The organism is Streptomyces sp. NPDC052064, assembly GCF_055585925.1.
The window spans coordinates 264,140-286,570 of sequence record NZ_JBVJJE010000003.1 but is presented as its reverse complement, the minus strand read 5'-3'; the positions used below and the strand labels follow the sequence as shown (position 1 = coordinate 286,570).

Annotated in this window: 21 protein-coding genes; 9 read left to right on the top strand and 12 right to left on the bottom strand. The window is 71.9% G+C overall.

The window, feature by feature from the left end; all coding sequences use genetic code 11:
- Positions 1–123 precede the first annotated feature (123 nt).
- The 4 genes from ACZ6TU_RS09165 to ACZ6TU_RS09150 all read right to left on the bottom strand — a co-directional run bounded on the left by ACZ6TU_RS09165 (position 124) and on the right by ACZ6TU_RS09150 (position 3,316).
- Positions 124–624, bottom strand: coding sequence for a DUF5304 domain-containing protein (locus tag ACZ6TU_RS09165; RefSeq protein ID WP_469547602.1), 501 nt, complete (start codon positions 622–624; stop codon positions 124–126).
- A 44-nt stretch (positions 625–668) separates the two neighbouring features.
- A complete protein-coding gene (locus tag ACZ6TU_RS09160; RefSeq protein WP_467674282.1) occupies positions 669–1,844 on the bottom strand; it encodes an ArsA family ATPase in 1,176 nt (391 codons plus the stop codon).
- Between the two features lie 125 nt (positions 1,845–1,969).
- A complete protein-coding gene (locus ACZ6TU_RS09155) occupies positions 1,970–2,407 on the bottom strand; it encodes an SRPBCC family protein (RefSeq protein ID WP_467674284.1) in 438 nt (145 codons plus the stop codon).
- Positions 2,408–2,518: 111 nt separating this feature from the next.
- A complete protein-coding gene (locus tag ACZ6TU_RS09150) occupies positions 2,519–3,316 on the bottom strand; it encodes a metallophosphoesterase family protein (protein WP_467674286.1) in 798 nt (265 codons plus the stop codon).
- A gap of 297 nt (positions 3,317–3,613) precedes the next feature.
- Between ACZ6TU_RS09150 and ACZ6TU_RS09145 the strand changes: the two genes are divergently transcribed.
- Entirely contained in the window at positions 3,614–5,410 is a 1,797-nt protein-coding gene (locus ACZ6TU_RS09145; RefSeq protein ID WP_467674288.1) for an AMP-dependent synthetase/ligase, read from the top strand.
- 19 nt (positions 5,411–5,429) lie between these two features.
- Here ACZ6TU_RS09145 and ACZ6TU_RS09140 read toward each other — a convergent pair whose 3' ends face one another.
- Complete coding sequence (locus tag ACZ6TU_RS09140; protein ID WP_469547599.1) at positions 5,430–7,067, bottom strand: GMC oxidoreductase; 1,638 nt, start codon at positions 7,065–7,067, stop codon at positions 5,430–5,432.
- A 116-nt stretch (positions 7,068–7,183) separates the two neighbouring features.
- The gene (locus ACZ6TU_RS09135; RefSeq protein ID WP_469547597.1) at positions 7,184–8,326 is read right to left on the bottom strand and encodes a glycosyltransferase family 4 protein; all 1,143 of its coding nucleotides are present in this window, start codon (positions 8,324–8,326) and stop codon (positions 7,184–7,186) included.
- Positions 8,327–8,444: 118 nt separating this feature from the next.
- Here ACZ6TU_RS09135 and ACZ6TU_RS09130 point away from each other — a divergent pair, with 118 nt between their 5' ends.
- Positions 8,445–9,680 (top strand): glycosyltransferase 87 family protein, encoded by a 1,236-nt coding sequence (locus ACZ6TU_RS09130; protein ID WP_469547595.1) that lies wholly within the window; start codon positions 8,445–8,447, stop codon positions 9,678–9,680.
- Here ACZ6TU_RS09130 and ACZ6TU_RS09125 read toward each other — a convergent pair.
- Positions 9,641–10,963, bottom strand: coding sequence for an MATE family efflux transporter (locus tag ACZ6TU_RS09125; RefSeq protein WP_469547593.1), 1,323 nt, complete (start codon positions 10,961–10,963; stop codon positions 9,641–9,643). The genes ACZ6TU_RS09130 and ACZ6TU_RS09125 overlap by 40 nt on opposite strands.
- A 107-nt stretch (positions 10,964–11,070) precedes the next feature.
- On the opposite strand from ACZ6TU_RS09125, the gene ACZ6TU_RS09120 reads away from it, so the two are divergent.
- On the top strand, positions 11,071–11,601 hold the full coding sequence (locus tag ACZ6TU_RS09120) for a PadR family transcriptional regulator (protein ID WP_467674296.1): 531 nt from the start codon (positions 11,071–11,073) through the stop codon (positions 11,599–11,601).
- A gap of 202 nt (positions 11,602–11,803) precedes the next feature.
- Here the strand turns inward: ACZ6TU_RS09120 and ACZ6TU_RS09115 are convergent, their stop codons facing one another.
- From ACZ6TU_RS09115 to ACZ6TU_RS09095, 5 genes are all read right to left on the bottom strand, one after another.
- Entirely contained in the window at positions 11,804–12,988 is a 1,185-nt protein-coding gene (locus tag ACZ6TU_RS09115) for a hypothetical protein (protein ID WP_467674298.1), read from the bottom strand.
- Positions 12,989–13,021: 33 nt separating this feature from the next.
- Positions 13,022–14,035: a C40 family peptidase gene (locus tag ACZ6TU_RS09110; RefSeq protein ID WP_469547590.1), complete on the bottom strand. Its 1,014-nt coding sequence runs from the start codon at positions 14,033–14,035 to the stop codon at positions 13,022–13,024.
- Between the two features lie 230 nt (positions 14,036–14,265).
- Entirely contained in the window at positions 14,266–15,306 is a 1,041-nt protein-coding gene (locus ACZ6TU_RS09105) for a C40 family peptidase (protein ID WP_467674302.1), read from the bottom strand.
- A gap of 266 nt (positions 15,307–15,572) precedes the next feature.
- Entirely contained in the window at positions 15,573–16,922 is a 1,350-nt protein-coding gene (locus ACZ6TU_RS09100; RefSeq protein ID WP_467674304.1) for an NYN domain-containing protein, read from the bottom strand.
- A 37-nt stretch (positions 16,923–16,959) separates the two neighbouring features.
- Positions 16,960–17,199: a hypothetical protein gene (locus ACZ6TU_RS09095; RefSeq protein ID WP_338777796.1), complete on the bottom strand. Its 240-nt coding sequence runs from the start codon at positions 17,197–17,199 to the stop codon at positions 16,960–16,962.
- 159 nt (positions 17,200–17,358) lie between these two features.
- Between ACZ6TU_RS09095 and ACZ6TU_RS09090 the strand changes: the two genes are divergently transcribed.
- The 6 genes from ACZ6TU_RS09090 (at position 17,359) to ACZ6TU_RS09065 (ending at position 22,422) form a co-directional block, all read left to right on the top strand.
- A complete protein-coding gene (locus ACZ6TU_RS09090) occupies positions 17,359–18,102 on the top strand; it encodes a rhomboid family intramembrane serine protease (RefSeq protein WP_469547588.1) in 744 nt (247 codons plus the stop codon).
- Positions 18,099–18,380: an Lrp/AsnC family transcriptional regulator gene (locus ACZ6TU_RS09085; RefSeq protein WP_274815696.1), complete on the top strand. Its 282-nt coding sequence runs from the start codon at positions 18,099–18,101 to the stop codon at positions 18,378–18,380. Before ACZ6TU_RS09090 ends, ACZ6TU_RS09085 begins: the two co-directional genes overlap by 4 nt.
- A gap of 96 nt (positions 18,381–18,476) precedes the next feature.
- The gene (locus tag ACZ6TU_RS09080; protein ID WP_467674308.1) at positions 18,477–18,803 is read left to right on the top strand and encodes a small secreted hydrophilic protein; all 327 of its coding nucleotides are present in this window, start codon (positions 18,477–18,479) and stop codon (positions 18,801–18,803) included.
- The gene (locus ACZ6TU_RS09075) at positions 18,730–20,253 is read left to right on the top strand and encodes a sensor histidine kinase (RefSeq protein ID WP_467674310.1); all 1,524 of its coding nucleotides are present in this window, start codon (positions 18,730–18,732) and stop codon (positions 20,251–20,253) included. Before ACZ6TU_RS09080 ends, ACZ6TU_RS09075 begins: the two co-directional genes overlap by 74 nt.
- Positions 20,250–20,915, top strand: a complete 666-nt coding sequence (locus tag ACZ6TU_RS09070) for a response regulator transcription factor (RefSeq protein ID WP_467674312.1) — start codon at positions 20,250–20,252, stop codon at positions 20,913–20,915. The genes ACZ6TU_RS09075 and ACZ6TU_RS09070 overlap by 4 nt, the downstream gene beginning before the upstream one ends.
- A gap of 91 nt (positions 20,916–21,006) precedes the next feature.
- On the top strand, positions 21,007–22,422 hold the full coding sequence (locus ACZ6TU_RS09065; RefSeq protein WP_467674314.1) for an SLC13 family permease: 1,416 nt from the start codon (positions 21,007–21,009) through the stop codon (positions 22,420–22,422).
- Positions 22,423–22,431 lie beyond the last annotated feature (9 nt).

Sequence of the window (22,431 nt, the reverse complement as noted above, 5' to 3'; positions counted from 1 at the left end):
GTTTCGGTCGAGCCCCGCTACGGCCAACGGTACCCGAGGCACTGCCGTCGGGTTCGCTGTCGTCCGCACGCTGGGCAGGACCGGCGGCGGCACGCCGGTCGCGGCTCGTCCGAGGGCGGGGGCTCAGTCCAGGTCGATGCGCTCCCCGGGGCCGGCGTCGTCGCCCCGGTCGTGGCGTTCGTCCAGGTCACTCGGGTCGATCTGGTCGTCGCGGCCGGTCCAGCGCCGCTCCTGGGCCTCGACGGCGGAGCGGTAGGCGGCGAGCAGTTCGTTCCCGGCGGCGGCGAGGTGGTCGAACACGTCCGGGTTGCGTTCGATGACGGGTTCCACGGCGGCCTTGGCCTGCTGGACGACCTGGCGGACGACCTGCTCGGCGGCGGGCCCCGCGACCGCGCCGAACAGCGGGGACTGGATCTCCGACAGCTTGTCCGCGACGGCGTCGACGAGCTTCTTCAGTTCCTCGGCCGCGGAGCCCGGGGGTGGTCCGTACTCGGCGCGGCGGCGGGCCTTCTCCGCCTCGAGGTCCTCGGCACACGCGGTCGCCCAGGCGTCGGGGTCGGTCGCCCGCACCTCGTCCACGGCCTCTTCACGGGCGGCGTCGGACGGGGGGAGCTCTTCGCTCATGACGGACTCCTGACTACGGTTCGTCCCTACGACGTTACCCCCTCTCACCGTGTCTGCGGCCACAGCTTCGGGTCGGGTGCGAAGCGGACGCGCAGCTCGCCCTCACGCAGAGCGGCCCCGTCGACGGTGCAGCGGCGCAGCGCGGAGGGCAGCGGAACGATACGGCGGAACCGCCCCGCCGTGACGACGAGTTCGTCGCCGCGCCGGACGAGGTCCAGCTCGTCGCGTATGGCGCCGGGCAGCGGGATGTGCCAGACGAGCACGCCGTCCTCGCCGAGCCGGTCGGTCACCGGCCATTCGACCGGTGGGGCGGGGGCGTCCGGGTCGACGCCGGGCACGGCGAGGGCGCCCAGGTCGTCGGCGCCCATCGGGTCGCGTCCGAGGTGGGCGACGGTCCGGACGTCGTACGACTCCCGCCACTCCTCCAGAGTCTTGCGCTGCTGGGCGACCGGGCCGGCCAGCCAGGTGTCCGGGGACGCTTCGGGCAGGACGCGGTTGGCGACCACGACGTCGGTGCGCAGGCCGCGCAGGGCGAGGCCCAGACCGGCGGCGCGGAGGGCGTCGGCGCCGGCCGGGCCGGGCTCGGCGACGAGTCGTACGACAGTGTCGCGGTCGGCGACGATCGCCTCGACGGCGGCCAGCTCCAGGTCCCAGCGGGCGGCCGTCTCGTACAGCCACTCGGCGGGCATGGGGACGCCGGCGAGCCGGCCCAGTACGGGGCGCAGGGCGCGGGCGGCCTGGCGTTCGGGCGGGAGCAGCCGGCGCAGATAGCGGCGAAGCTCCTCGGGCAGGGCGAGGAGAGCGAGGGCCTGGGGGGTCGGTGGCAGGTCGACGACGAGCAGGTCGTACGACTCCGACAGCGCGGCCTCGCGCAGGGCGCGCAGGAGGGCGAGTTCCTCAGCTCCGGGGAGGGGGGTGAGTTCCTCTGGGTCGAGGCGGGAGGCGCCGAGGAGGTCCAGGGCGGAGGATGCGCGGTCCTGGAGGGCGGTGAGGTCCTTCCGGAAGTCCTGGGCGGGGTCGGGACGCCAGGCCGTGAGACGGGGTGCGGCTTCGGCCGGCTCAGGGCCCGTCGTGGTCCCCAGGGCGGCACCAAGGGTGTCCGTGCGGTCGGTGCCGAGGACGAGGGTGTTGGTGCCCTCCGCCGCCGCGGCCAGGGCGGTCGCGGCGGCGAGGGTGGTACGGCCGCTGCCGCCGGGGCCGGTGATCAGGATGGTGCGCATGGGGGTGACGGTAACCCAGACGGCCCAAGGGGCGCGGGGCTGTGAGACGTGCCGCTCCGCCGCGTGAGCGCGACCAGCCACGACGCACCCGCGCGGAGGGGCTCCCCACGGAACCCCAGCGGCGGCTAGGCGGACTCGACGCGCTTCTTCAGACCTGCCAGCGCCCTGTCGATGATGACCTTCTCCGCCTTGCGCTTGATCATGCCGAGCATCGGGATCTTGACGTCCACGGTCAGCGCGTACGTGACCTCCGTGCCACCCGAGCCCGCCGGCTTGAGGAGGTACGTGCCGTCCAGGGAGCGGAGCATCTGGGACTTCACGAGGGTCCAGGACACCTCGTGTTCGCCGGTCCACGTGTACGCGAGGACCTGGTCGTCCTTGATCGCACCCGCGTCCATGACGAGCCGGACCTGCTCGGCGCGGCCCTGCTCGTCGGTCTTGAGTACCTCGGCCTCCTTCACCTCGCCGGTCCAGTCCGGGTAGCGGGCGAAATCGGAGATGACCGCCATGACGTCGGCCGGGGCCGCCTCGATGGTGATGCTCGAGCTGGTGTGTTCCGCCATCTCCGTGGCTCCTCCAGATGCGGGCCGGTATGAGGTCGTCGTGCGCAAGCGTGTCCAGCGTGAAGGCTACCGCGCACGGGACCCGCCGATCTCACCCGACCTGGGAGGTCCTCACCATTCCAGCGCCCACGGCGTCCCGGTCCCCGCGAAATGCCCCACGTTCACACACTCGGTCGCCCCGATCCGCATCCGCCGCACCAGGGGCTGATGGACATGCCCGAAGAGCGAGTAGCGGGGGCGAGTGCGGCGGATGGCGTCCAGCAGGGCCCGGCTGCCGCGCTCGAAGCGGCGCGCGACGGTGTCGTAGACCAGTTCGGGGACCTCGGGCGGGATGTGCGTGCACAGCACGTCGACCTCGCCCACGGCCTCTATCTTGGCCGCGTACTCCTCGTCGCTGATCTCGTACGGCGTCCGCATCGGCGTCCGCAGGCCGCCGCCGACGAAGCCGAAGACCCAGCCGCCTATCTCGACGCGCTCGCCGTCGAGGACGGTCGTGCCGGGGCCGGCGTACTCCTGCCACAGGGGCGGCATGTCGACGTTGCCGTAGGTCGCGTACGTAGGTGTGGGGAACGCGGCGAACATCTCGGCGTACTGCTTGCGCACCGCCTTCTCGATCACCGAGGCGCGGTCCTCGCCCACAGCGGCCCACAGCCGGGCCCCGAACTCCCGCGCCTCCTGGAAGCGGCGGGCGGTGCGCAGCGCGACGATGCGGTCGGCGTTCTCGACGCCGAACAGGTCGGGGAAGATGCCGCGCGAGTGGTCGGCGTAGTCGAGGAAGAGGACGAGGTCGCCCAGGCAGATCAGGGCGTCGGCGCCCTCGCCGGCCCTCGCCAGGTCACGGGCGTTGCCGTGCACGTCGCTGACCACATGCACGCGCGTCCTGTGGTTTCCGGCTGGTGTGGGTGCCATGACGATCAAGGGTAGGTCGAGCGCTGCACTTGTGAACAGTGGCGGCCCTACCTGCGGTTACTGGTCAGTCAGTTAGTACGTGGACTACTGTGCGCGAAGGAATACCCCACTGTGTGACGCAGCGAACATCTCGACGGGACCCCCTGTCGGAGAAGCCATACCGGCGGGTAACGTCCGGGCAGTCCAGTCGTGCTCTGCATTTCAACAAGTGAATGTCCGAGCACCTGCCCGAGCCTTGGACCGCACCGTCGCAGCACACACCGTCGTGGCGCCGGCGCCCTATGAGGAGCAGCAGTCTTGCGCGAGTTCAGCCTTCCGGCTTTGTACGAGGTCCCTGCGGACGGCAATCTGACCGACATCGTCCGCAGAAACGCCGCGCAGCACCCGGACGTCGCCGTCATCGCCCGCAAGATCGGCGGCACCTGGCAGGACGTCACGGCCACCGCCTTCCTCGCCGAAGTGCGCACGGCCGCGAAGGGGCTGATCGCCGCCGGCGTCCAGCCGGGCGACCGGGTGGGCCTGATGTCCCGCACCCGTTACGAGTGGACGCTGCTGGACTTCGCGATCTGGAGCGCGGGCGCGGTGACCGTGCCGGTGTACGAGACCAGTTCGCCGGAGCAGGTGCAGTGGATCCTCGGCGACTCGGGCGCGACCGCGTGCATCGTGGAGTCGGACGGTCACGCGGCCGCCGTCGAGTCGGTGCGCGACCGGCTGCCGGCGCTGAAGCACGTATGGCAGATCGAGGGCGGCGGCATCGACGAGCTGGGCCGGCTCGGGCAGGACGTCACGGACCGGACGGTCGAGGAGCGCAGCTCGATCGCGAAGGCCGACGACCCGGCGACCATCGTCTACACCTCGGGGACGACCGGCCGCCCCAAGGGCTGCGTGCTCACCCACCGCAGCTTCTTCGCGGAGTGCGGCAACATCGTGGAGCGGCTGCGTCCGCTGTTCCGTACGGGCGAGTGCTCGGTGCTGCTCTTCCTGCCGCTCGCGCACGTCTTCGGGCGGCTCGTGCAGATCGCGCCGATGATGGCGCCGATCAAGCTCGGCTGCGTCCCGGACATCAAGAACCTCACCGACGAGCTGGCCGCGTTCCGCCCGACGCTGATCCTCGGGGTGCCGCGCGTCTTCGAGAAGGTCTACAACTCGGCGCGCGCCAAGGCGCAGGCCGACGGCAAGGGCAAGATCTTCGACAAGGCCGCCGACACCGCGATCGCCTACAGCAAGGCGCTGGGCACCCCGTCGGGTCCCTCCCTCGGCCTGAAGATCAAGCACAAGACCTTCGACAAGCTCGTCTACAGCAAGCTCCGCGCGGTCCTCGGCGGCCGGGGCGAGTACGCCATCTCCGGCGGCGCCCCGCTGGGCGAGCGCCTCGGCCACTTCTTCCGCGGCATCGGCTTCACGGTCCTGGAGGGCTACGGCCTGACCGAGTCCTGCGCGGCCACCGCGTTCAACCCCTGGGACCGGCAGAAGATCGGCACGGTCGGCCAGCCGCTGCCCGGCTCGGTGGTCCGGATCGCCGACGACGGCGAGGTGCTGCTGCACGGCGAGCACCTGTTCAAGGAGTACTGGAACAACCCCGGCGCGACCGCGGAGGCGCTGGCCGACGGCTGGTTCCACACCGGTGACATCGGCACCCTCGACGAGGACGGCTACCTCAGGATCACCGGCCGCAAGAAGGAGATCATCGTCACCGCGGGCGGCAAGAACGTCGCCCCGGCCGTGATCGAGGACCGCATCCGGGCGCACGCGCTGGTCGCGGAGTGCATGGTGGTGGGCGACGGGCGGCCGTTCGTGGGCGCGCTGATCACCATCGACGAGGAGTTCCTGGGCCGTTGGTGCGCGGACCACGGCAAGCCGGCGGGTTCCACCGCGGCGTCGCTGTGCGAGGACCCGGACCTGCTGGCCGCGATCCAGGCCGCGGTCGACGACGGCAACGCCGCGGTGTCGAAGGCGGAATCGGTGCGGAAGTTCCGCATTCTGTCCTCCCAGTTCACGGAGGAGTCGGGCCACCTGACCCCCTCACTGAAGCTGAAGCGGAACGTGGTGGCGAAGGACTACGCGCACGAGGTCGAGGCGATCTACGCGAAGTAGCAGGGCTTTACCGGCGCGTTCATGGCGCGGTGTCCTCGGCGAGGACCCGCGCCATCGTGCGTTCGGCGAGCGCGGTGATGGTCACGAAGGGGTTGACCCCGATCGACCCCGGCACGAGCGAGCCGTCGGTGACGTACAGCCTGGGGTAGCCCTTCACGCGCCCGTAGACGTCCGTCGCCCGGCCCAGTACGCAGCCGCCCAGCGGGTGGTAGGTGAAGTCGTCGGCGAAGACCTTGCTGCTCGACCCGAACAGGTCGTACCGGTAGATCGTCGAGTTGGCCGCGTTGATCCGGTCGAACAGCTTCTTGGCCATGCCGACGGAGGCCGCGCTGTGGGCGGCCGTCCAGCCGAGCCGTACCTCGCCCGAGCCGGTGTCGTACGAGAAGGACGCCCGCTCCCGGTTCCCGGTGATCGCCAGATAGAGACTCACCCAGTGCTCCAGCCCGGTGGGCAGCGGGGCGATCTCGGCGAACACGGGGTTGGCGGTGTTGGCCCAGTCGTCGATGCCCATGACCGGCATGGTCGACTGGTTCGCACCGACCGTGTCCCACACGTGGTTGGCCCGGCCGAGCATGACGTTGCCGTTGGTGCCCCAGCCGGTGCCGACGCTGGGGTCGAGATCGGGCAGAGCGCCCGTCTCCCGGGCACGCAGCAGCAGTTCGGTGGTCCCGAGGCTGCCGCCGCCGAGGAAGAGGTACCCGCAGCCGTACTCCTTGGTCTCGACGACCCGGCCGGTCTCGTCGATGCGGTCGGCGGTCAGGACGTAGCTCCCGTCCGGCGCCCGGCCGATCGCGCGGACCTTCTCCAGGGTGTGGATCGTGACGTGGCCGGTGCCGAGCGCGGCGGCGAGGTAGGTCTTGTCGAGGCTGCGCTTGCCGTGGTTGTTGCCGTAGATGACCTCGCCGGCGAGAGCCGACTTGGTGGCCGTGCCGGCCGCCTCGCGCTCCATGTGGCCGAAGTCGTAGACGTTGGGCACGAAGGTGGTCTTCAGACCGGCGTTGGCCGCGTGTTCGCGGGAGATCCGGGTGAAGCGGTACCACTCGGTCGACTCGAACCACGCGGGGTCGATGGTGTTGACACCCAGCATGGAGCGGGCGCGTGGGAAGTAGGTGCTGTACATCTCCGCGGTGTCCACGGTCGGGAACTGCTCGGCGAAGTAGGAGCGGAGCGGGGTCACCGCCACGCCGCCGTTGACCAGGGAGCCACCGCCGACGCCTCGGCCGACGTACACGGACATGTGGTCGTAGTGCACCCGGTCCAGGACGCCCGGGTAGGCGCTGATGTCCTGGTTGACCAGGTCGAGCCAGAGGAACGTGGCGAGCGGGGCCTCGGTGCGGGTGCGGAACCACATGGAGCGCTGGTCCGGGGCGCGGGTGGAGCAGAAGACCTTGCCGTCGGGGCCGGGGGTGTTCCAGAGGCGGCCCATCTCGAGGACGACCGTGCGGATGCCGGCCTGGCCGAGGCGGAGGGCCGCCACGGCGCCGCCGTAGCCCGAACCGACGACGATGGCGGGAGCGGTGTCGACTGCGTCCGGCTCGGCGGCGCGGGCGGATTGGACGCCGATGCGGGTGAAGCCGAGGGTGGCTGCGGTCTGGAGGGCTGCCATCCCCAGAATTTGACGTCTCGTCAGCTGACACTTCGTCAGGTTTGATGTCATGTGCGCAGCATCGGCGGATTATTTGGTTCCGCCTAGGGGGTGCCACGTGTTCGTCGTGGGCGGGTGCGGAGCCGTTGTGGTTGCTCGCGCAGTCCCCGCGCCCTGACAGCGTCGCACTAAAGCAATGTCTTCAAGTGCTCCGCGAGCAGGTCCCAGCGCCACTTCTCCTCGACCCATTCCCTGCCTCGCTCGCCCATCCTGCGGCGCAGCTCGGCGTCACCGAGGAGCGTGACGATCCGCTCGGCGGTCTCCTCTGCGAAGCCGCCGCGGACCACCCAGCCCGTCTCGCCGTCCAGGACCGCGTCCGGTGCGCCGCCCGAGTCGCCGGCCACGACCGGCAGCCCGGTCGCCGAGGCCTCCAGGTAGACGATGCCGAGACCCTCGACGTCGAGGCCGCCCCGGCGGGTGCGGCAGGGCATGGCGAAGACGTCGCCGGCGCCGTAGTGGGCGGGCAGCTCGGCCCAGGGCACCGGGCCGGTGAAGCGGACGGAGGCGGCGACGCCCGTCTCGTGGGCCAGCCGCCGCAGGTCCTGCTCGTACGGGCCGCCCCCGACGATCAGCAGCACGGCGTCCGGCTCGGCCGCCAGGATCCGGGGCATGGCCTGGATCAGGGTGTCCTGGCCCTTGCGCCGCACCAGTCGGGAGACGCACACCACGACCGGGCGGTCCGCCAGGCCGAGCCTCGACCGGATCTCGTCGCCGCCCGAACCGGGGTGGAAGGTCTTCTCGTCGACGCCCGGCGGCAGCTGCGCCATCCGCGCGGCCGCCTGCGGGCTGAGCGCGCCGGCGATCCGGGAGCGCGTGTACTCGCCGAGGTAGGTGATCGTGTCCGTGGAGTCGCCGATCCTGCGCAGCAGCTGCCGGGCGGCGGGCAGTTGCGCCCAGCCGGCCTCGTGGCCGTGCGTGGTGGCGACCAGCCGTTCGGCGCCCGCGCTCCGCAGCGCCGGTGCCATCAGGCCGAGGGGGGCCGCCGCCCCGAACCACACCGAGGTGCACCCGTGCTCCCGCAGCAGCCCGACGGCCCGCCGGGTCGCGCCCGGCGTCGGCAGCAGCATGGTCGTACGGTCCCGTACGACGGTGAAGGGCTGCTCGGCGTCGAAGGCGGCGGTCGCCGCCACGCCCTCCCGGCTCCGCTTCCAGGTCGACGCGTAGACGACCAGCCGCTGCGGGTCCAGCCGCAGCGCCATGTTGTGCAGGAACGCCTGGATGCCGCCCGGCCGGGGCGGAAAGTCGTTGGTCACGATCAGGGTCTTGCGCACGCCGCCGACCCTACCGAACCGCCCCGCACGGCCGTACGCGCCGGCAGGTGTGGCACGCTCACAGCTGTCGGGGACATCATGGCCTCCTCGACACGGCACGCGGACGGGCAGGGATCTGGTGAGGACGACGGGCGTGAAGTGGTCCCTGGCATGGCTGCTGGTGGCCTGGTGTCTCACGAGGCTGGTGCTGCTGCTGTTCGTGCTGAAGGTGTACGTCTTCCCGGGCCCGGACGTGACGAGCGACGTGTCCGTGATCTACCACGGCTGGTACGACGTCCTGCGCACCGGAACGTTCCCGCAGGACGACGTCACCTGGCAGTACCCGCCCGCCGCCGCCCTGGCGATCCTCTCCCCCGGCCTGCTGCCCTTCCTGCCCTACGCGACCGCGTTCTACGTGCTGGCCTGCGTCACCGACCTGGCCGTCCTGGCCCTGCTGGCGTACGCGGGCCGGCGCCCCGGCAGGTCGCTGCGCGGCGCCTGGGTGTGGCTGGCGGGCGTGCCGCTCCTCGGTCCGACGGTGTACGCGCGCTACGACGTGATGGTCACGGCGGTGGCCGTGACGGCACTGCTCGTGGGCGCCCGGCACCCCAAGGTGATGGGGGCGCTGGCCGCGTTCGGCGCGCTGCTGAAGGTCTGGCCGGCGATGCTCCTCCTGGCTGCCCGCCGACCCGCCTCCTGGGTGTCGGCCCTGGTGACCGGCATCGCGGTGACGGGCGTGTTCGCCCTGGCCGTGCCGGGGGCGTTCGCCTTCCTGACCTTCCAGCGCGACCGGGGCACCGAGGTGGAGTCGCTCGGCGCCCTGGTCTTCCACGTCGCCCGGCACTTCGGCTGGGAGGGCGAGGTGCGGCTGAACTACGGCTCGATCGAGTTCCTCGGGCCGTACGTGAGCGAGGTGAGCACGGTCGCGCTGTTCCTGACGGGGGCGGCCTTCGGCTGGCTGATGCTGTGGCGGCTGCTGGCCCGGCACTTCGAGGAGCACACGGTCGCCGACGCGGCCTTCGTGGCGGTGCTGATGTTCACCACCACCAGCCGGGTGATCAGTCCGCAGTACATGGTGTGGCTGGTCGGGCTGGCAGCGGTCTGCCTGTACTTCCCCGGGAGCCGGATGCGGCTGCCGGTCGGGCTCGTCCTGGTGGCGTGCTTCGTGACGGTGCTGGAGTTCCCGCTCTACTTCGCCAACGTGGTGGCCAGTGACGGCCTCGGGCTGACCCTGCTGTTCCTGCGCAACGGCCTTCTGGTGGCCGCCACCCTCCTCGCGGCCCGCACCCTGTGGCGGGCGACGGTGCCACGCACGGCCCCCGCCCCCCTGCCCGCTCAGCCCGCCCGCACCGACGAGACCCCGGTCTCCACCTGAGCCGGGGCCCGCCGGAACAGCACCCCCGCCAGCCCGCACTGCACCGCCGTCGCCACCGCCAGCGCGAGGCACACACCGGGCAGGCCGAGCCCCGTCAGGCCGTACGCGAGCGCCAGTTGGACCGCCGTCCCGAGCACGGTCACGCGCAGCAGCTTCGAGGCGCCCCCGCTGCCCTCGAAGACCCCGCCGAGCGCGATGAGGCAGGCCATCAGCAGCAGATAGGGCCCGACGCAGCGCAGGAACAACACGCCCTCGCTCACTACCCCGGGCCCGGCACCGAAGGCGGCCATGAGCCACGGGGCGGTGACGGCCAGCAGTACGGCCGCGGCAAGGCCGATGGCTCCGGAGACCAGCACGGCCTGCCGCCCGATGTCCCGGCGCGCGTCCCTCCCCTCGCCCCGCGTGTGCGCGGTGTGGATGGACGCGGCCTGACGGACGGCGTAGAAGGCCATGGTCGCCACGTACATGACCTTGTAGGCGACCGAGTACGCGGCCACCGCCGTCACCCCGAGCCGCGCCACGATCGCCACCAGGACCAGGGCACCCGTCTGCCGCACGGTGAAGTCGGCGGACATGGGCAGGCCGGTCGTCAGCGTCCGGCGCAGGGAGACGGCCAGGGACTCGGCCGGTGCCGCGCCACGGGCACCCCGCAGCAGTGCGGCGCGCCGGACGGCGACGAGCCCGGCCCCGAGCGCCACGGACCGGCACAGCACCGTGGACGCGGCGGCGCCCTGGACGCCGTAGAGGTGGATGAAGAGCGGGTCGAGGGCCAGGATCAGGCCGTTGGACAGCAGAGCGAGGCGCAGCGGGGTTCTGGTGTCGCCGGTGCCCTTGAGGATGCCGTCGACGAGTTGCTGGGCGAAGAAGACGGCCATGCCGGGTATGGAGAGCGTGAAGTAGGCGACGGCGAGCGGGAGGGCGGCGCCGTCGGCCCCGCCCAGCACCAGCCGGGCCAGCGGTTCGCGTCCCAGCAGACCGCCCGCCACCACCAGGGGCGTCACCAACGCCCACAGCGCCCAACCGCCGCGCACGGCCGACCGTACGGCGGCGGGGTCGCGGGCACCCCGGGCGTGTGCGACCAGCACGGTCGTGCCGGAGCCGAAGACCAGGGCGATGCCGAGCAGCACGTTCTCCGTGCCGGTCGCCACGGCCACGGCGGCCACGGCCGGACCGCCCAGCCGGGCGACCCAGACGGTGTTGATGATCCCGGCGGCGACGGACGCCAGGAGCGAGAAGTAGACGGGGCGGGCGAGCTGGAGGAGTTGCCTGCGGTGGGCGTTCACGGTGGCTGTCTCCTCCTGGGTCCTGCTGAACCCCGATACGACCTAACTCGATTCGAGGTAGCTCGTTAAGAGGTAGCATGAGGGCTCACGCACCCGCAAGGAGGACCATGCTGGAGCTGTCGATCCTGGGCTTTCTGGCCGAGGAGCCGCTGCACGGCTATGAGCTCAAGGAGCGGATCAAGGCGCTGACCGGCCATGTCCGGCCGGTGAGCGACGGCGCGCTCTACCCGGCGATCACGCGCCTGGTCGGGGCGGGCCTGCTCGACCAGCGCACCGAGCCGGGCGTGAGCGCGGCCCCTCGCCGGATCCTCGCCCTCACCGGCAAGGGCCGCGAGGAACTGCTGGAGCGGCTGCGCCGTCCGAAACAGACCGAGATCACCGACCACGTCCGCTTCAACACCGTCCTGGCGTTCCTGCGCCACCTGCCCGACCGGCACGAACAGGCCGCGGTGCTGCGTCGCCGGCTGGACTTCCTGGAGGCCCCGACGAGCTTCTTCTACGAGTCCGGCAAGGCGGTCCGGGCCGAGGAGACGGACGACCTGTTCCGCCAGGGCATGCTGCGGGTCGCCCGGGCGACGGGCGAGGCGGAACGCGCCTGGCTGCGGGAGGCCATCGCGCTGCTCGAACAGCCGGGGTGAGACCGCGGGCGCTCGGGGCCGACCAGAGCCCGAACAGCCGAGCCGACCTACGGCGACCGGCCCCACCACACCCCGAACAGCCGAGCCGACCTACGGCGACCGGCCCCACCACACCCCGAACAGCCGAGCCGACCTACGGCGACCGGCCCCACCACGGCACCGACGGTCGAGACGAGCCCGCGGGCGCCCCGCCGCAGCCCGGTCAGCCCAGCTGAACCCGCAGATGGTCCCGCCACTCCTCCGTGAAGGCCTCCGGCGTCGTCCCCAGCACCTCGCGCATCGCCTCCTCCACCGCCCCGGCCCGCTTCCGGTGCTCCCCGACGGCCCGGTAGAACTCGCCCAGCCGCTCCTCGCCCCAGCGGTCGGCGATCAACCGGCACGCCGTCCAGCCGCTCTCGTAGGCCCGGGCCAGACGGCTCGCGTCGCCGGTGAAGCCGAAGTCCTTGTCGGCCGGGAGGGCGGACGGGATCTTGCCCTGGGCCACCGAGCGGGACAGTTCGGGCGCTACCTCGGGCGGGGTGCGGCCGGCGGTCCGGTAGCCGACCCAGTCGGCGTAGCCCTCGGACAGCCAGAGCGGGGTGGCGGGGGTGGTGTGGTCGCGGGTGGCGACATGGGTGGTCTCGTGGGTGACGACGACCTGCTCCCCGAGGGTGCCGAGGAGGGCGAACGCGTCCGGGTTGACGATGATGCGGTCCGAGGGCGCCTGTGCCGGTGCGCCCGTCTCGCCAGTGGTGACCGCCGCGATCCCGCGGTAGGAGGAGGCGGGCGAGCCGAGCAGCCCCGCCATCCCCTCCAGCGACTTCGGTACGAGCAGGACGACACGCCGGCCCCAGTCCGTGCCCCACACGTCCGAGACCGCGGGCACCGCACGGTCGGCCAGGTCCGCGAAGCCGCGCAGCGACCGGCCGGACTGCCCGACACCGAGGACGAGGCTGCGCTCGCCCCTGACGACCTGTACGGCCCCCTGGTCCCACAGCTGCTGTGCGGACTTCCTCGCGGGCCGGTCGGCGTCGACGGACCACTGCCCGTCCGCGCCCCGGCTGAGCCGCAGGGTGCGGCCGGCGGTCACCGGCGCCCGGTCGTACCCCGCGACGCGGTAGCGCAGTTCGGCGTCGGCGGTGGCCGTGTCGCCGGTGCGGCGCAGGCCGGTCACACGGTACGACCAGTCGGCCAGGGGCAGCGCGCGCAGACGGGCGAAATCCGCCTCCGTGCCCGTGCGCGCGTAAGCCCGCTCGTCGTGGGCGAGGACCGCGGCGGCCCGCCGCTCGAGGAGCCGCTGGACGTCGGCCGTGGCGCTGTCGACGGCGGACCGGCCCCCGCATCCGGTCAGGAAGACGAGCAGCAGAACGAGCGCCACCACCGGGGACCCCGACCTTCGACCAGCCACGCTCCCGATCGTACGGGCGCCGGGCCGCGCCGGTCAGACCCTCGTGACCGACGAGACCGGCATCATCCCGACCGGGTCGTAGCGCACGGGTGCGCCGGGGTAGGGCGCGTGGATGACCTGGCCGTTGCCCATGTACATCCCGACATGGCTGGCGTCGGAGCGGTAGACGACCAGGTCACCGGGGCGCGCCTCGGACAGCGGGATCTGCCGGCCGGCGTACCGCTGGGCCTGCGAGGTACGCGGCAGGGAGACCCCGGCCTGCCCGTACGACCACTGCATCAGGCCCGAACAGTCGAAGCCGGAAGGGCCGTTGGCGCCCCAGATGTAGGGCTTGCCGAGCGCGCTGCGAGCGGCGGCGACGGCGGCGGCCCCGCGTCCCGAGGCGGCGGTGGTGCTGCCGAGGTCGGGGAAGCCGTCTCGGCCGGAGCGGGAGGCGCGGTCGTAGGCGCCGCGCTCGGTGTCCGGAAGGGAGTTGAGCAGCCGTCGGGCCGCGGCGAGCTTCCGCTCGACGGTCTTCTTGTGGGAAACGACGGCCTTGCGGCTCTTCTCCAGTTCGCGGAGCTTGCCGGCGGCCTCCTCACGGTCCCGGGCGAGTTCGCGCATGGCTTCCTGGAGCTCCTTCAGCTCGCCGGCCTGGTGGGCCGTGATGCGGTCCAGCCGGGAGGCCTTGTCGAGGTAGTCGCCCGGGTCGTCGGAGAACAGCAGGGCGAGGGACGGGTCGATGCCGCCCGAGCGGTACTGGGCGCCGGCGAGCGAACCGAGCGACTCCCGCATGGAGTTGATGCGCTGCTGCTGCCGGGCGATCCGGTCCCGGGCGGTGCCGACCTCGTCGCGCAGTTCGTCGGCGCGCTCGTCGGCCTGGTTGTAGACCTCGGTCGCCTTCTCGGCCTGCGCGTAGAGGCGGTCCACCTTGGCCCGGGTGTCGTCGTACGGTGCGGCCACGACCGGTACCGCGCCCAGGGCGGCGGCCGCGACGGAAAGGAAGCTGACCGCGACACTGGCGCCCCGGTCGAACCCGGACGGTGCAAGGCGGTGATGGGACCCCACGGGAAGCCGCTCTCCTTCCGCTGGCGGACTAGGAAACGCGGCAGACAGTAGCCCCGCGGCGGGGAGCAGCCAACGACCCTCCGTGGGTGTGCGGCACCACGCCCCGCCAGTGACGCAGGTCACTGGCGGGGCGTGGGTTCAGTCGAAGCTTTCGCAATTCGCCCGAACAGCGGACACGGTGTCCTGATCTTGAAGACGCCGGGGGCCGGTCGGGGTCGTCATGCGGAACGTCAGACGCGGACGCCGAACATGAACGGGCCGCCGATGGTGTCCATCGACTCGTAGCGGACGACCGTGCCGGTGCGCGGGGCGTGGATGATCTGCCCGTTGCCGGCGTAGAGGCCGACGTGGTGCAGGTCGTTGAAGAAGAAGACCAGGTCGCCGACCTTGAGCTGGCTGACCGAGTAGATCTTGGTGCCGGCTCCGGTCTGCGCCTCGGAGGTGCGCGGGATCTGCACGCCGGCCGCGGCGTAGGCCCGAGAGGTGAGGCCGGAGCAGTCGTAGGAGCTCATGCCGGTGGCGCCGTAGACGTACGGCTTGCCGAGCTGGCTCTGGGCGAAGGCGAAGGCCGCGGCGGCCCGGCCCGAGCCGGGCGGGACGTCGGCGGTGAGGGCGTCGCGCTCGCTGGCCCGGCTGGCGCGGTTCTGCTCCTCGGCGAGCTTGGCCTTCTCGGCGGCGGAGAGGCTGTTGAGCAGCTTCTGCGCGGAGGCGAGCTTGCCCTGGACTTCCTTCTTCTTCTTGCCGAGTTCGGCGCGGGTGGAGGCGAGGTCCTTGAGCTTCTCGGAGGCCTCGGCGCGCTCCTGGGCGAGTTCGCGCTGCTTCTCCTGGACCTTCTTCAGCGCCTCGACCTGCTGGCTGCTCAACTGGTCGAGCGTGGAGGCCTTGTCGAGGTAGTCGTCCGGGTCCGCGGAGAGGAAGAGCTGCACGGAGGGGTCGATGGAGCCGGTCCGGTACTGCGACGCGGCCGCGAGGCCCAGGCTGTCGCGCAGCCCGTTGAGCTCCTCCTGGCCGCGGGCGACGTTGTCCTGGATGGTGGAGATCTCCTTCTGGAGCTTCTCCTGCTTCTCCTTGGCCCCGTTGTACTTCTCGGTGGCCTGCTCCGCCTCTTCGTAGAGCTTGTCGACCTTGGCCTTGACCTCGTCCTTGCTCGGCTTCTCGCTGGGGGCGGCGTTGGCGGCCTGCGAGCTGAAGGCGACGGCAGCGGCAGCGGCGGTGGTCAACACGGTCACACGTGCGCGGCTGGGCTGCTTGGGACGACGGTGGGACGCCACGGGTGACAAGCTCCTTCTCGGCCCCTCCGCCGTCGCTCCCAGTGAGCGATCACCCGAGCGGAGGTTCGGGGCCTGACCCTAGTGACCTTCCTGTGATCAGTTCAAATCCTCAGATGAAAAATTCCGCCACAGAGGCCATTCTTTGCACGGGACTCACAGGCTGTGCGGTGAACTTGACCGTACGTCGCGTGAAGGTCGAGCCAATTCGGGCATCACGCCCGGAAGTTACGTATGGTGCGTACGCCCCTTAGGCCCTGGAACAGCCGCTAGCCCCGCGAAAGGCGCTTCAGGAGCATCGCCGAGGCCACGGGGCGGGCGCCCGCGCGGGCCACGCCGTCGGCGACCTCGCGGTCGGTGGAGGCCACGATGACCGGCCGGCCGGGCGGTTCGGCGCGCACGAGCTGGCGGATCAGCTCGTCGGCGGTGACGCCCGGCTTCGAGAACAGCACCCGCACCCCGCGCGGTGGCGCGAGCAGCACCGGAGCGGCCAGTTCGGCCCCGTCGAAGACGCACGTGACCTCGGCGCCGCTCTGCGCGGCCAGTTGCGAGAGCTGCCCCAGCAGCCTCAGGCGCTGCTTCTCCAGCGGCATCTGCGGATAGCCGGTCTTGGTGACGTTGTAGCCGTCGACGACCAGATGGGCCTGCGGCAGCGCCAGCAGCTGGTCGAGGACCTGCGGGTCGTCGTCGGACAGGGCGCGGGCGGCGATGTCCTTGGGGCTCATCCGGCCCGGCTCGACGGCGTCCACGGTCTCGGCGGGCCGCACCGACACCGGCGGCAGGGCCAGCTCGCGCCGGAGCCCCTGGGTGGCGTCCAGCAGGGTGTCCAGCAGCAGCCGCACCCGCATGTCCTCGACGCTGCGGCCCTCGCGCGCCGCCCGGCGCGCCGCCTCCAGGGCGGCCTCGGTCTCCCCGAGCCGGGCCTTGAGCCGCCGGGTCTCGCTCTCGGCGGCGGACACCTGGGCCTGCCCCTCGGCACGGACGGCCTCGATCTCGCCGTGCGCCTTGCGCAGGGCGGCCTCGCCGCGCTTGACGTCGCTGAAGGCGGCACGGAGCTTGCGGTGCAGCGACTCGGCTTCCTTCTTGGCCGATTCCAGCTCCGTGCGCAGCCGCTCCGTCTCGGCCCTGGTGTGGTCACGGGCCCGGGCCAGCTCGGCGCGCAGCCGCTCCAGCTCGGCCCGGTTCTCCTCGTCGGCCCGCTCGGCGTCGGCCCGCTGGGCCTCCTCGCCGGCGGCGGTCACGAGCTTCACCCAGCCGAGGGGCCGCAGTACGTAGGCCGCGGCCGCCACGTCGAGCGGGTCCGCGGCCGGGGGCGGGGAGCCTGAGTCGAGGGCGCCGGTCAGTTCCGGCTGGGTCTCTCTGAGCTTCTCCCCGATGCGCTGCCGGAACAGCGGGTCGGTCTCCAGCGCCGCGGCCATGGCGTTGCCGGCGAACTTGGTCCGCCGGTTCGGGGCGAACCGGGCGTACTGCCTGAGCTGCGCGGGCAGCTCGCCGACCGTCAGCGAACCGAAGCCGTCGGAGACGATCTGGACGACCCTGCGGCGCACGCCGTCGGGCAGCGGACGGTCGAGCACCTCGGCGGCGCCGTCGCCCGGCCCCCCGCCTGTGGTCTCCACCATCCGTCACACCCCAATGCCTGTGCGGGGCCAGCTCCCGTCAGGAGCCGGCACCCGGCCTGTCCACGAGTTCCACCTGGTCCACCGCGTTGCACCAGCGGCAGCGCACCGACTCGATGGTCTCACTGAGCACCTCGCGCTCCTCGACCTTCGGCTCTCCGGCCAGGTCGAGGTGGACGTACTCGACGACCTTCGACGAGCGGGTCACGTCGAACCTCGTGAGGTTGCCGCAGAGGGAGCAGCGCCACCGCGTCGAGGCGGTCGGCAGGGGAACCGTCATCGTGGCCTGTTCTCTTTCCTTCTAGTGTCCGTGACGCCACCGGCATCCCCGGTGCGTGTGGCTCGTAACCCTACGGCCTGGCGGGTCCTCGCCGCCCACGCGTCCACGGCGGCGAGGCGGTCTGTGCGGTTGCGTCCGGTTACGTCATGCTCTGTGGTCATGATCAGCAAGTGGAGTGCGTCGATCGTCCGGGCCGGCAGATCGGTCCGGGGGTCGTCGGCGCCGGTGACGTACTCACTGATCGCCCTGTGCTGCGCGGTCTTCCTGGCCGGGCCCGCCTCGGGCCTCAGTCCGGCGTACGGCACGGGCGACGACCTGCTCGCCGCGCAACGGGCCTACTTCCGGCGCTGGGGCGTGATCCCAGAAGAACTGTTCGAGGGGCCCGCCGGATCGGCCCTCACCCCCGCGACGGCCCTCTTCGTCCACGGCAGCTGGGTGCACCTGCTCGGCAACATGCTCTTCCTCTACGTCTTCGGGGCGATGACCGAGGAACGGATGGGCCGGGTGCGGTTCACCCTGTTCTACGTCGGCTGCGGCTATCTGGCCCTGCTGGGATACGCCGCCGCCAACGCGGACTCCGAACAGTCCCTGGTCGGTGCCTCGGGGGCGATCTCGGCGGTCCTCGGCGCGTTTCTGTACCTGTTCCCCCGGGCCAGGGTGACCAGTCTCCTGCCGTTCCTCTTCTTCCTGCCGGTGCGCTTCCCGGCCTGGGTCGTGCTGCCGTTCTGGGCGGCGCTCCAGTGGCTGGCGGCGGGGCGGGCCTCGGACGGGCCGGGCGTGGCCTACCTCGCCCACCTGGTGGGCTTCGGCCTCGGCTTCGGCTACGCCGCGGTCCGCCACCGCCGTCCTACTAGAGTGAAGGCCGCCCCTGCTCCGGCCCCCGAGGGAGAGAACCAGCCGTGATCACCGCGATCGTCCTCATCAAGACCAGCGTGGACCGGATCCCCGAGATCGCGGAGTCGATCGCCGCGCTGGACAACGTCAGCGAGGTCTTCTCCGTCACCGGCACCTACGACCTCATCGCCATGGTCCGGGTGAAGGAGCACGAGGACCTGGCGGAGGTCATCCCCGGCCGGATCAGCAAGATCCCCGGGGTGGAGGGGACCGACACGCACGTGGCGTTCCGCACCTACTCGCAGCACGACCTTGAGGCGGCGTTCTCGATCGGGCTGGACAACTGAGGAACCCTCTCGAAGGACGGGCCCCGGACTCCGGATGAAGAGTTCTTCATCCGGGGTTCATCATCGGCTCCGGGTTCCCGCCGCAGGATCGGGCGCATGGCTTTCTCCCGTCGTATGGCGGCCCTGTCCGCCGTAGTGTTGATCCCGCTGGGCATCGCCGCGACCAGCTACGCCCTCGCGGACAGTCCCGAGGCGCCCAAGGTCCCGTCCCAGAAGGTGGAGCTGGACAACGGCTCGCCCACGCCCGCCTCCACGCTCACACCCCCCGCGAAGTCCACACCGCCGAAGTCCACGCCGGGCGACGAGGCCGTCTCGCGGCCTCCGGCGACCGAGAGCCCAGCGAGTGACGATGACGACGACCGCGGCCGGGGCACCGGAGACGACGGACCGGGCGACGACGACGGCGCCGGCTCTGACAACTGACGCCGGCCGCCGGCGTGTCTCCGCCCGGGTCCGCATCCTGCTCTGGCTGCTGCTCGTGATGGCGGTCGCGCTCGCTTCCGTCGCCATGACCACCCGCTCGTTCCTGCTGCGGGACGTCGACAACCGGATCAACCGCCTGCTCACCCAGGAGACCGGCGAGTTCGCCAACTTCGAGGAGCAGGGCGGGGATCCGAAGACGGGCCGGCCGTTCACCGACGCGGACCGGCTGCTGACGGTGTTCCTGGAACGGCAGAACCCCGACGCGGACGAGGAGCTGATCGGCCTGGCCCGCGGGGCGGACGGCACTCCCCGGCAGATCGGCCCGCGGCACGACCTGCCCGTCGCCCTGCCCCTGCACCGGGATCCCGACGCCGAGCGCGGCATCTTCGACTCCTCCGCGTCCTCCGGTGTGCTGCACCGGCCGGAGGGCGAGATCCGCTGGGCCAAGGTCACCGTGGCCCAGCAGGGCCGGGAGCCGGACGCCGCGTTCGTCGTCGCCTTCCATCCGGAGCGCGAGCGGGCCCGCGTGAACAGCATGTTCCGCACGCTGCTCGTCATCTCCGGGGCCGCCCTGCTGCTGACCGTCGGCATCGCCTGGGCGGTCGCCGGGCGGATCCTCAGGCCCGTGCGGGTGGTGCGCACCGCGGCGGCGCAGCTCACCGAGCAGGACCTCACCCAGCGGATCCCGGTGCACGGCAACGACGACATAGCGGCTCTCGCCGATACGTTCAACGGCATGCTCGACCGGCTGGAGCGGGCCTTCGCCGCCCAGCGCGAGTTCGTCGACGACGCGGGCCACGAGCTGCGCACGCCCATCACCATCGTCCGCGGCCATCTGGAACTGATGGGCGGTGCCGAAGAGAACGCAGCCGAACGCGAGGAGACGGTCCGGCTGGTCACCGACGAGCTGGACCGGATGAGCCGCATCGTCGAGGACCTGCTGCTGCTCGCCAAGGCCGAACGCCCCGACTTCGTCTCCCCCGAGCCGGTCCAGGTCGCCGAACTCACCGCCGACGTCTACGTCAAGGCCCGCACGCTCGGCGAACGCGACTGGCAGCTCGCCGAGGTCGCAGACCTGGAGGCCGAGCTGGATCCGCAGCGGATCACCCAGGCCATGGTGCAGCTCGCGCAGAACGCCGTGCAGCACACCACGCCAGGCCAGACCATCCGCATCGGCTCCCGCACCGACGGCCCGCACCTGGAGCTGTACGTCGCCGACTCCGGTCCCGGTGTGCAGCCCCAGGACACCGAGGTGATCTTCGAACGCTTCCGGCGCGGCACGGCCCGCCGCGGCGCCCGGGGCTCCGGCGCCGGGCTCGGACTGTCCATCGTCAGGGCGATCGCCGAGGGCCACCGGGGCCAGGTACTGCTCCACGACACCCCCGGGGGCGGCGCCACCTTCGCCCTCGTTCTGCACGCGCCCCGGGCACCGGAAGGGGACCCCACGTGAACCGCATCCTCATCGTCGAGGACGAGGAGCGCATCGCCTCCTTCGTGGAGAAGGGCCTGCGCTCCAACGGCTTCACCACGACCGTCGTCACCGACGGCGACGCGGGCTACGAGTACGCCCTGACCGGCGGCTTCGACCTCGTCGTCCTGGACATCGGGCTGCCCGGCCGGGACGGCTTCACGATCCTGCGCGAGCTGCGCGAGGCGCGGGTGACGGTGCCGGTGATCGTGCTGACCGCGCGGGACTCCGTACGGGACACGGTGGCCGGTCTCGAGGGCGGCGCCGACGACTGGATGACCAAGCCGTTCCGCTTCGAGGAGCTGCTGGCCCGGGTGCGGCTGAGGCTGCGGACGGCTGCGCGGGCGCCGGAGGTGACGGTGCTCAGGTCCGGTTCCCTGAGCCTGGACCTGCGCACGCGCCGGGCCCGCTCCGGGGAGCGGACCGTCGACCTGACGGCCCGTGAGTTCGTACTGCTGGAACTGTTCCTGCGGCATCCCGGGCAGGTGCTGTCCCGGGAGCAGATCCTGTCGCATGTGTGGGGGTACGACTTCGATCCCGGGTCCAACATCGTGGACGTGTACGTGCGGACACTGCGGAGGAAGCTGGGGGCGGAGCGGGTGGAGACGGTGCGGGGGATGGGGTACAGGCTGCCCACCGGCTGAGGGCCGGGGGGGAACTACCCGAGGGACCGGGTGAACTTCCTTTCATCTTCGGCTCATCGGCGACTCACCCCCCGGGCGAATCCTCGATGACGTGACGCTGAACCTCCGGTCCACCACCGCCCTGTGCGCGGCACTGACCGTCTGCCTCCTGCTCGCGGTCCCCGGGAACTTCCCGGGACTCGGTGCCGACGCCCGTTTCACGCTCGCCGTGTTCGTACTGGCGACCTGCGCCTGGATCGGGACGTCGATCGACGACACCTACATCGCGCTGGGCGCCGGACTCGCGCTCACGGTGACCGGGGTGATCAGCAGCGACACCCTGTTCGGCACCCTCGGCGACGCCACGGTCTGGCTACTGATCTGCGCGTTCGTGCTGGCGGCCGCGGTGAGCCGGACCGGGCTCGCCGGGCGGGCGGCGGTGTTCCTGGTCAGTGGTGCGCGCACGGTCCGGCAGCTCGTGCATCTGACGACGGCGGCCCTGGTCGTCACGGCGTTCGCGGTGCCCGCCACCTCCGGCCGGGCCGCGCTCGCGCTGCCGGTGTTCCTCGCCCTCGCCAAGGTCCTCGCCGACCGCAAACGACTGGTCGTGATGCTGGCGCTGCTGTTCCCGACCGTGATCCTGCTGTCGGCGGTGGCGACCCTGATCGGCGCCGGCGCGCATCTGATCACCGTGTCGGTGCTGTGGGAGGCGGCCGGGCAGCACATCGGCTTCACGGAGTGGCTGCTGCTGGGCCTGCCGCTGGCCGTGGCCTCCTCGCACCTGGCCGCCGAGCTGGTCCTGCTGACGACGACCCGGAAGGCGGACCGCCGCGGCCCCGTCCACATCACGCCCGAACAGATCCAGCAGCACAGCGAGCAGCCGGTCACCGGCCCCTGGAGCCAGGCCGAGAAGCGCTGCGCCCTGCTCATGGCCACGGTGGTGCTGCTGTGGTGCAGCGAGCCGCTGCACCGCGTGCCGCCCGCGCTGGTCGCGCTGATCGGCGCCGTCATCGCCTCCTCGCCCGCCCTCGGCACCGTGCGCCTGAAGGACGCGCTGAGGACCGTCCCCTGGTCGCTGCTGCTGTTCATGGCGGCGACGATGGCGATGGGCGTCGCGCTCACCGACTCGGGAGCGGCTGAGTGGCTGGTCTCCGGGCTGCCGACGGGTGTGGCCCCGGTGGTGTTCCTGGCGGTCGTGATCGCGATGAGCACGGCGGCCCACCTGGTCCTCCAGTCCCGCTCCGCCCGCTCCTCCGTCCTGGTCCCGCTCGTCGTGGCCGCCTCCGTCGGCGTCGGCGTCAACCCGGTCGCCGCCGCGCTCGCCTCCACCGCCGCCGCCGGCTTCTGCCACACGCTGCCCGCCTCCGCCAAGCCGGTCACGCTCTTCGCACAGATTCCCGGCACCCCCACCTACACCCCGCGCGACCTGCTGCGGCTGTCCGCCTTCCTGGCCCCGCTGACCGCCGCGCTCGTGCTGCTCTTCGCCGTCGCGGTGTGGCCGCTGCTCGGCATCTCCGTCACCCGTTAAGGAGCCCCA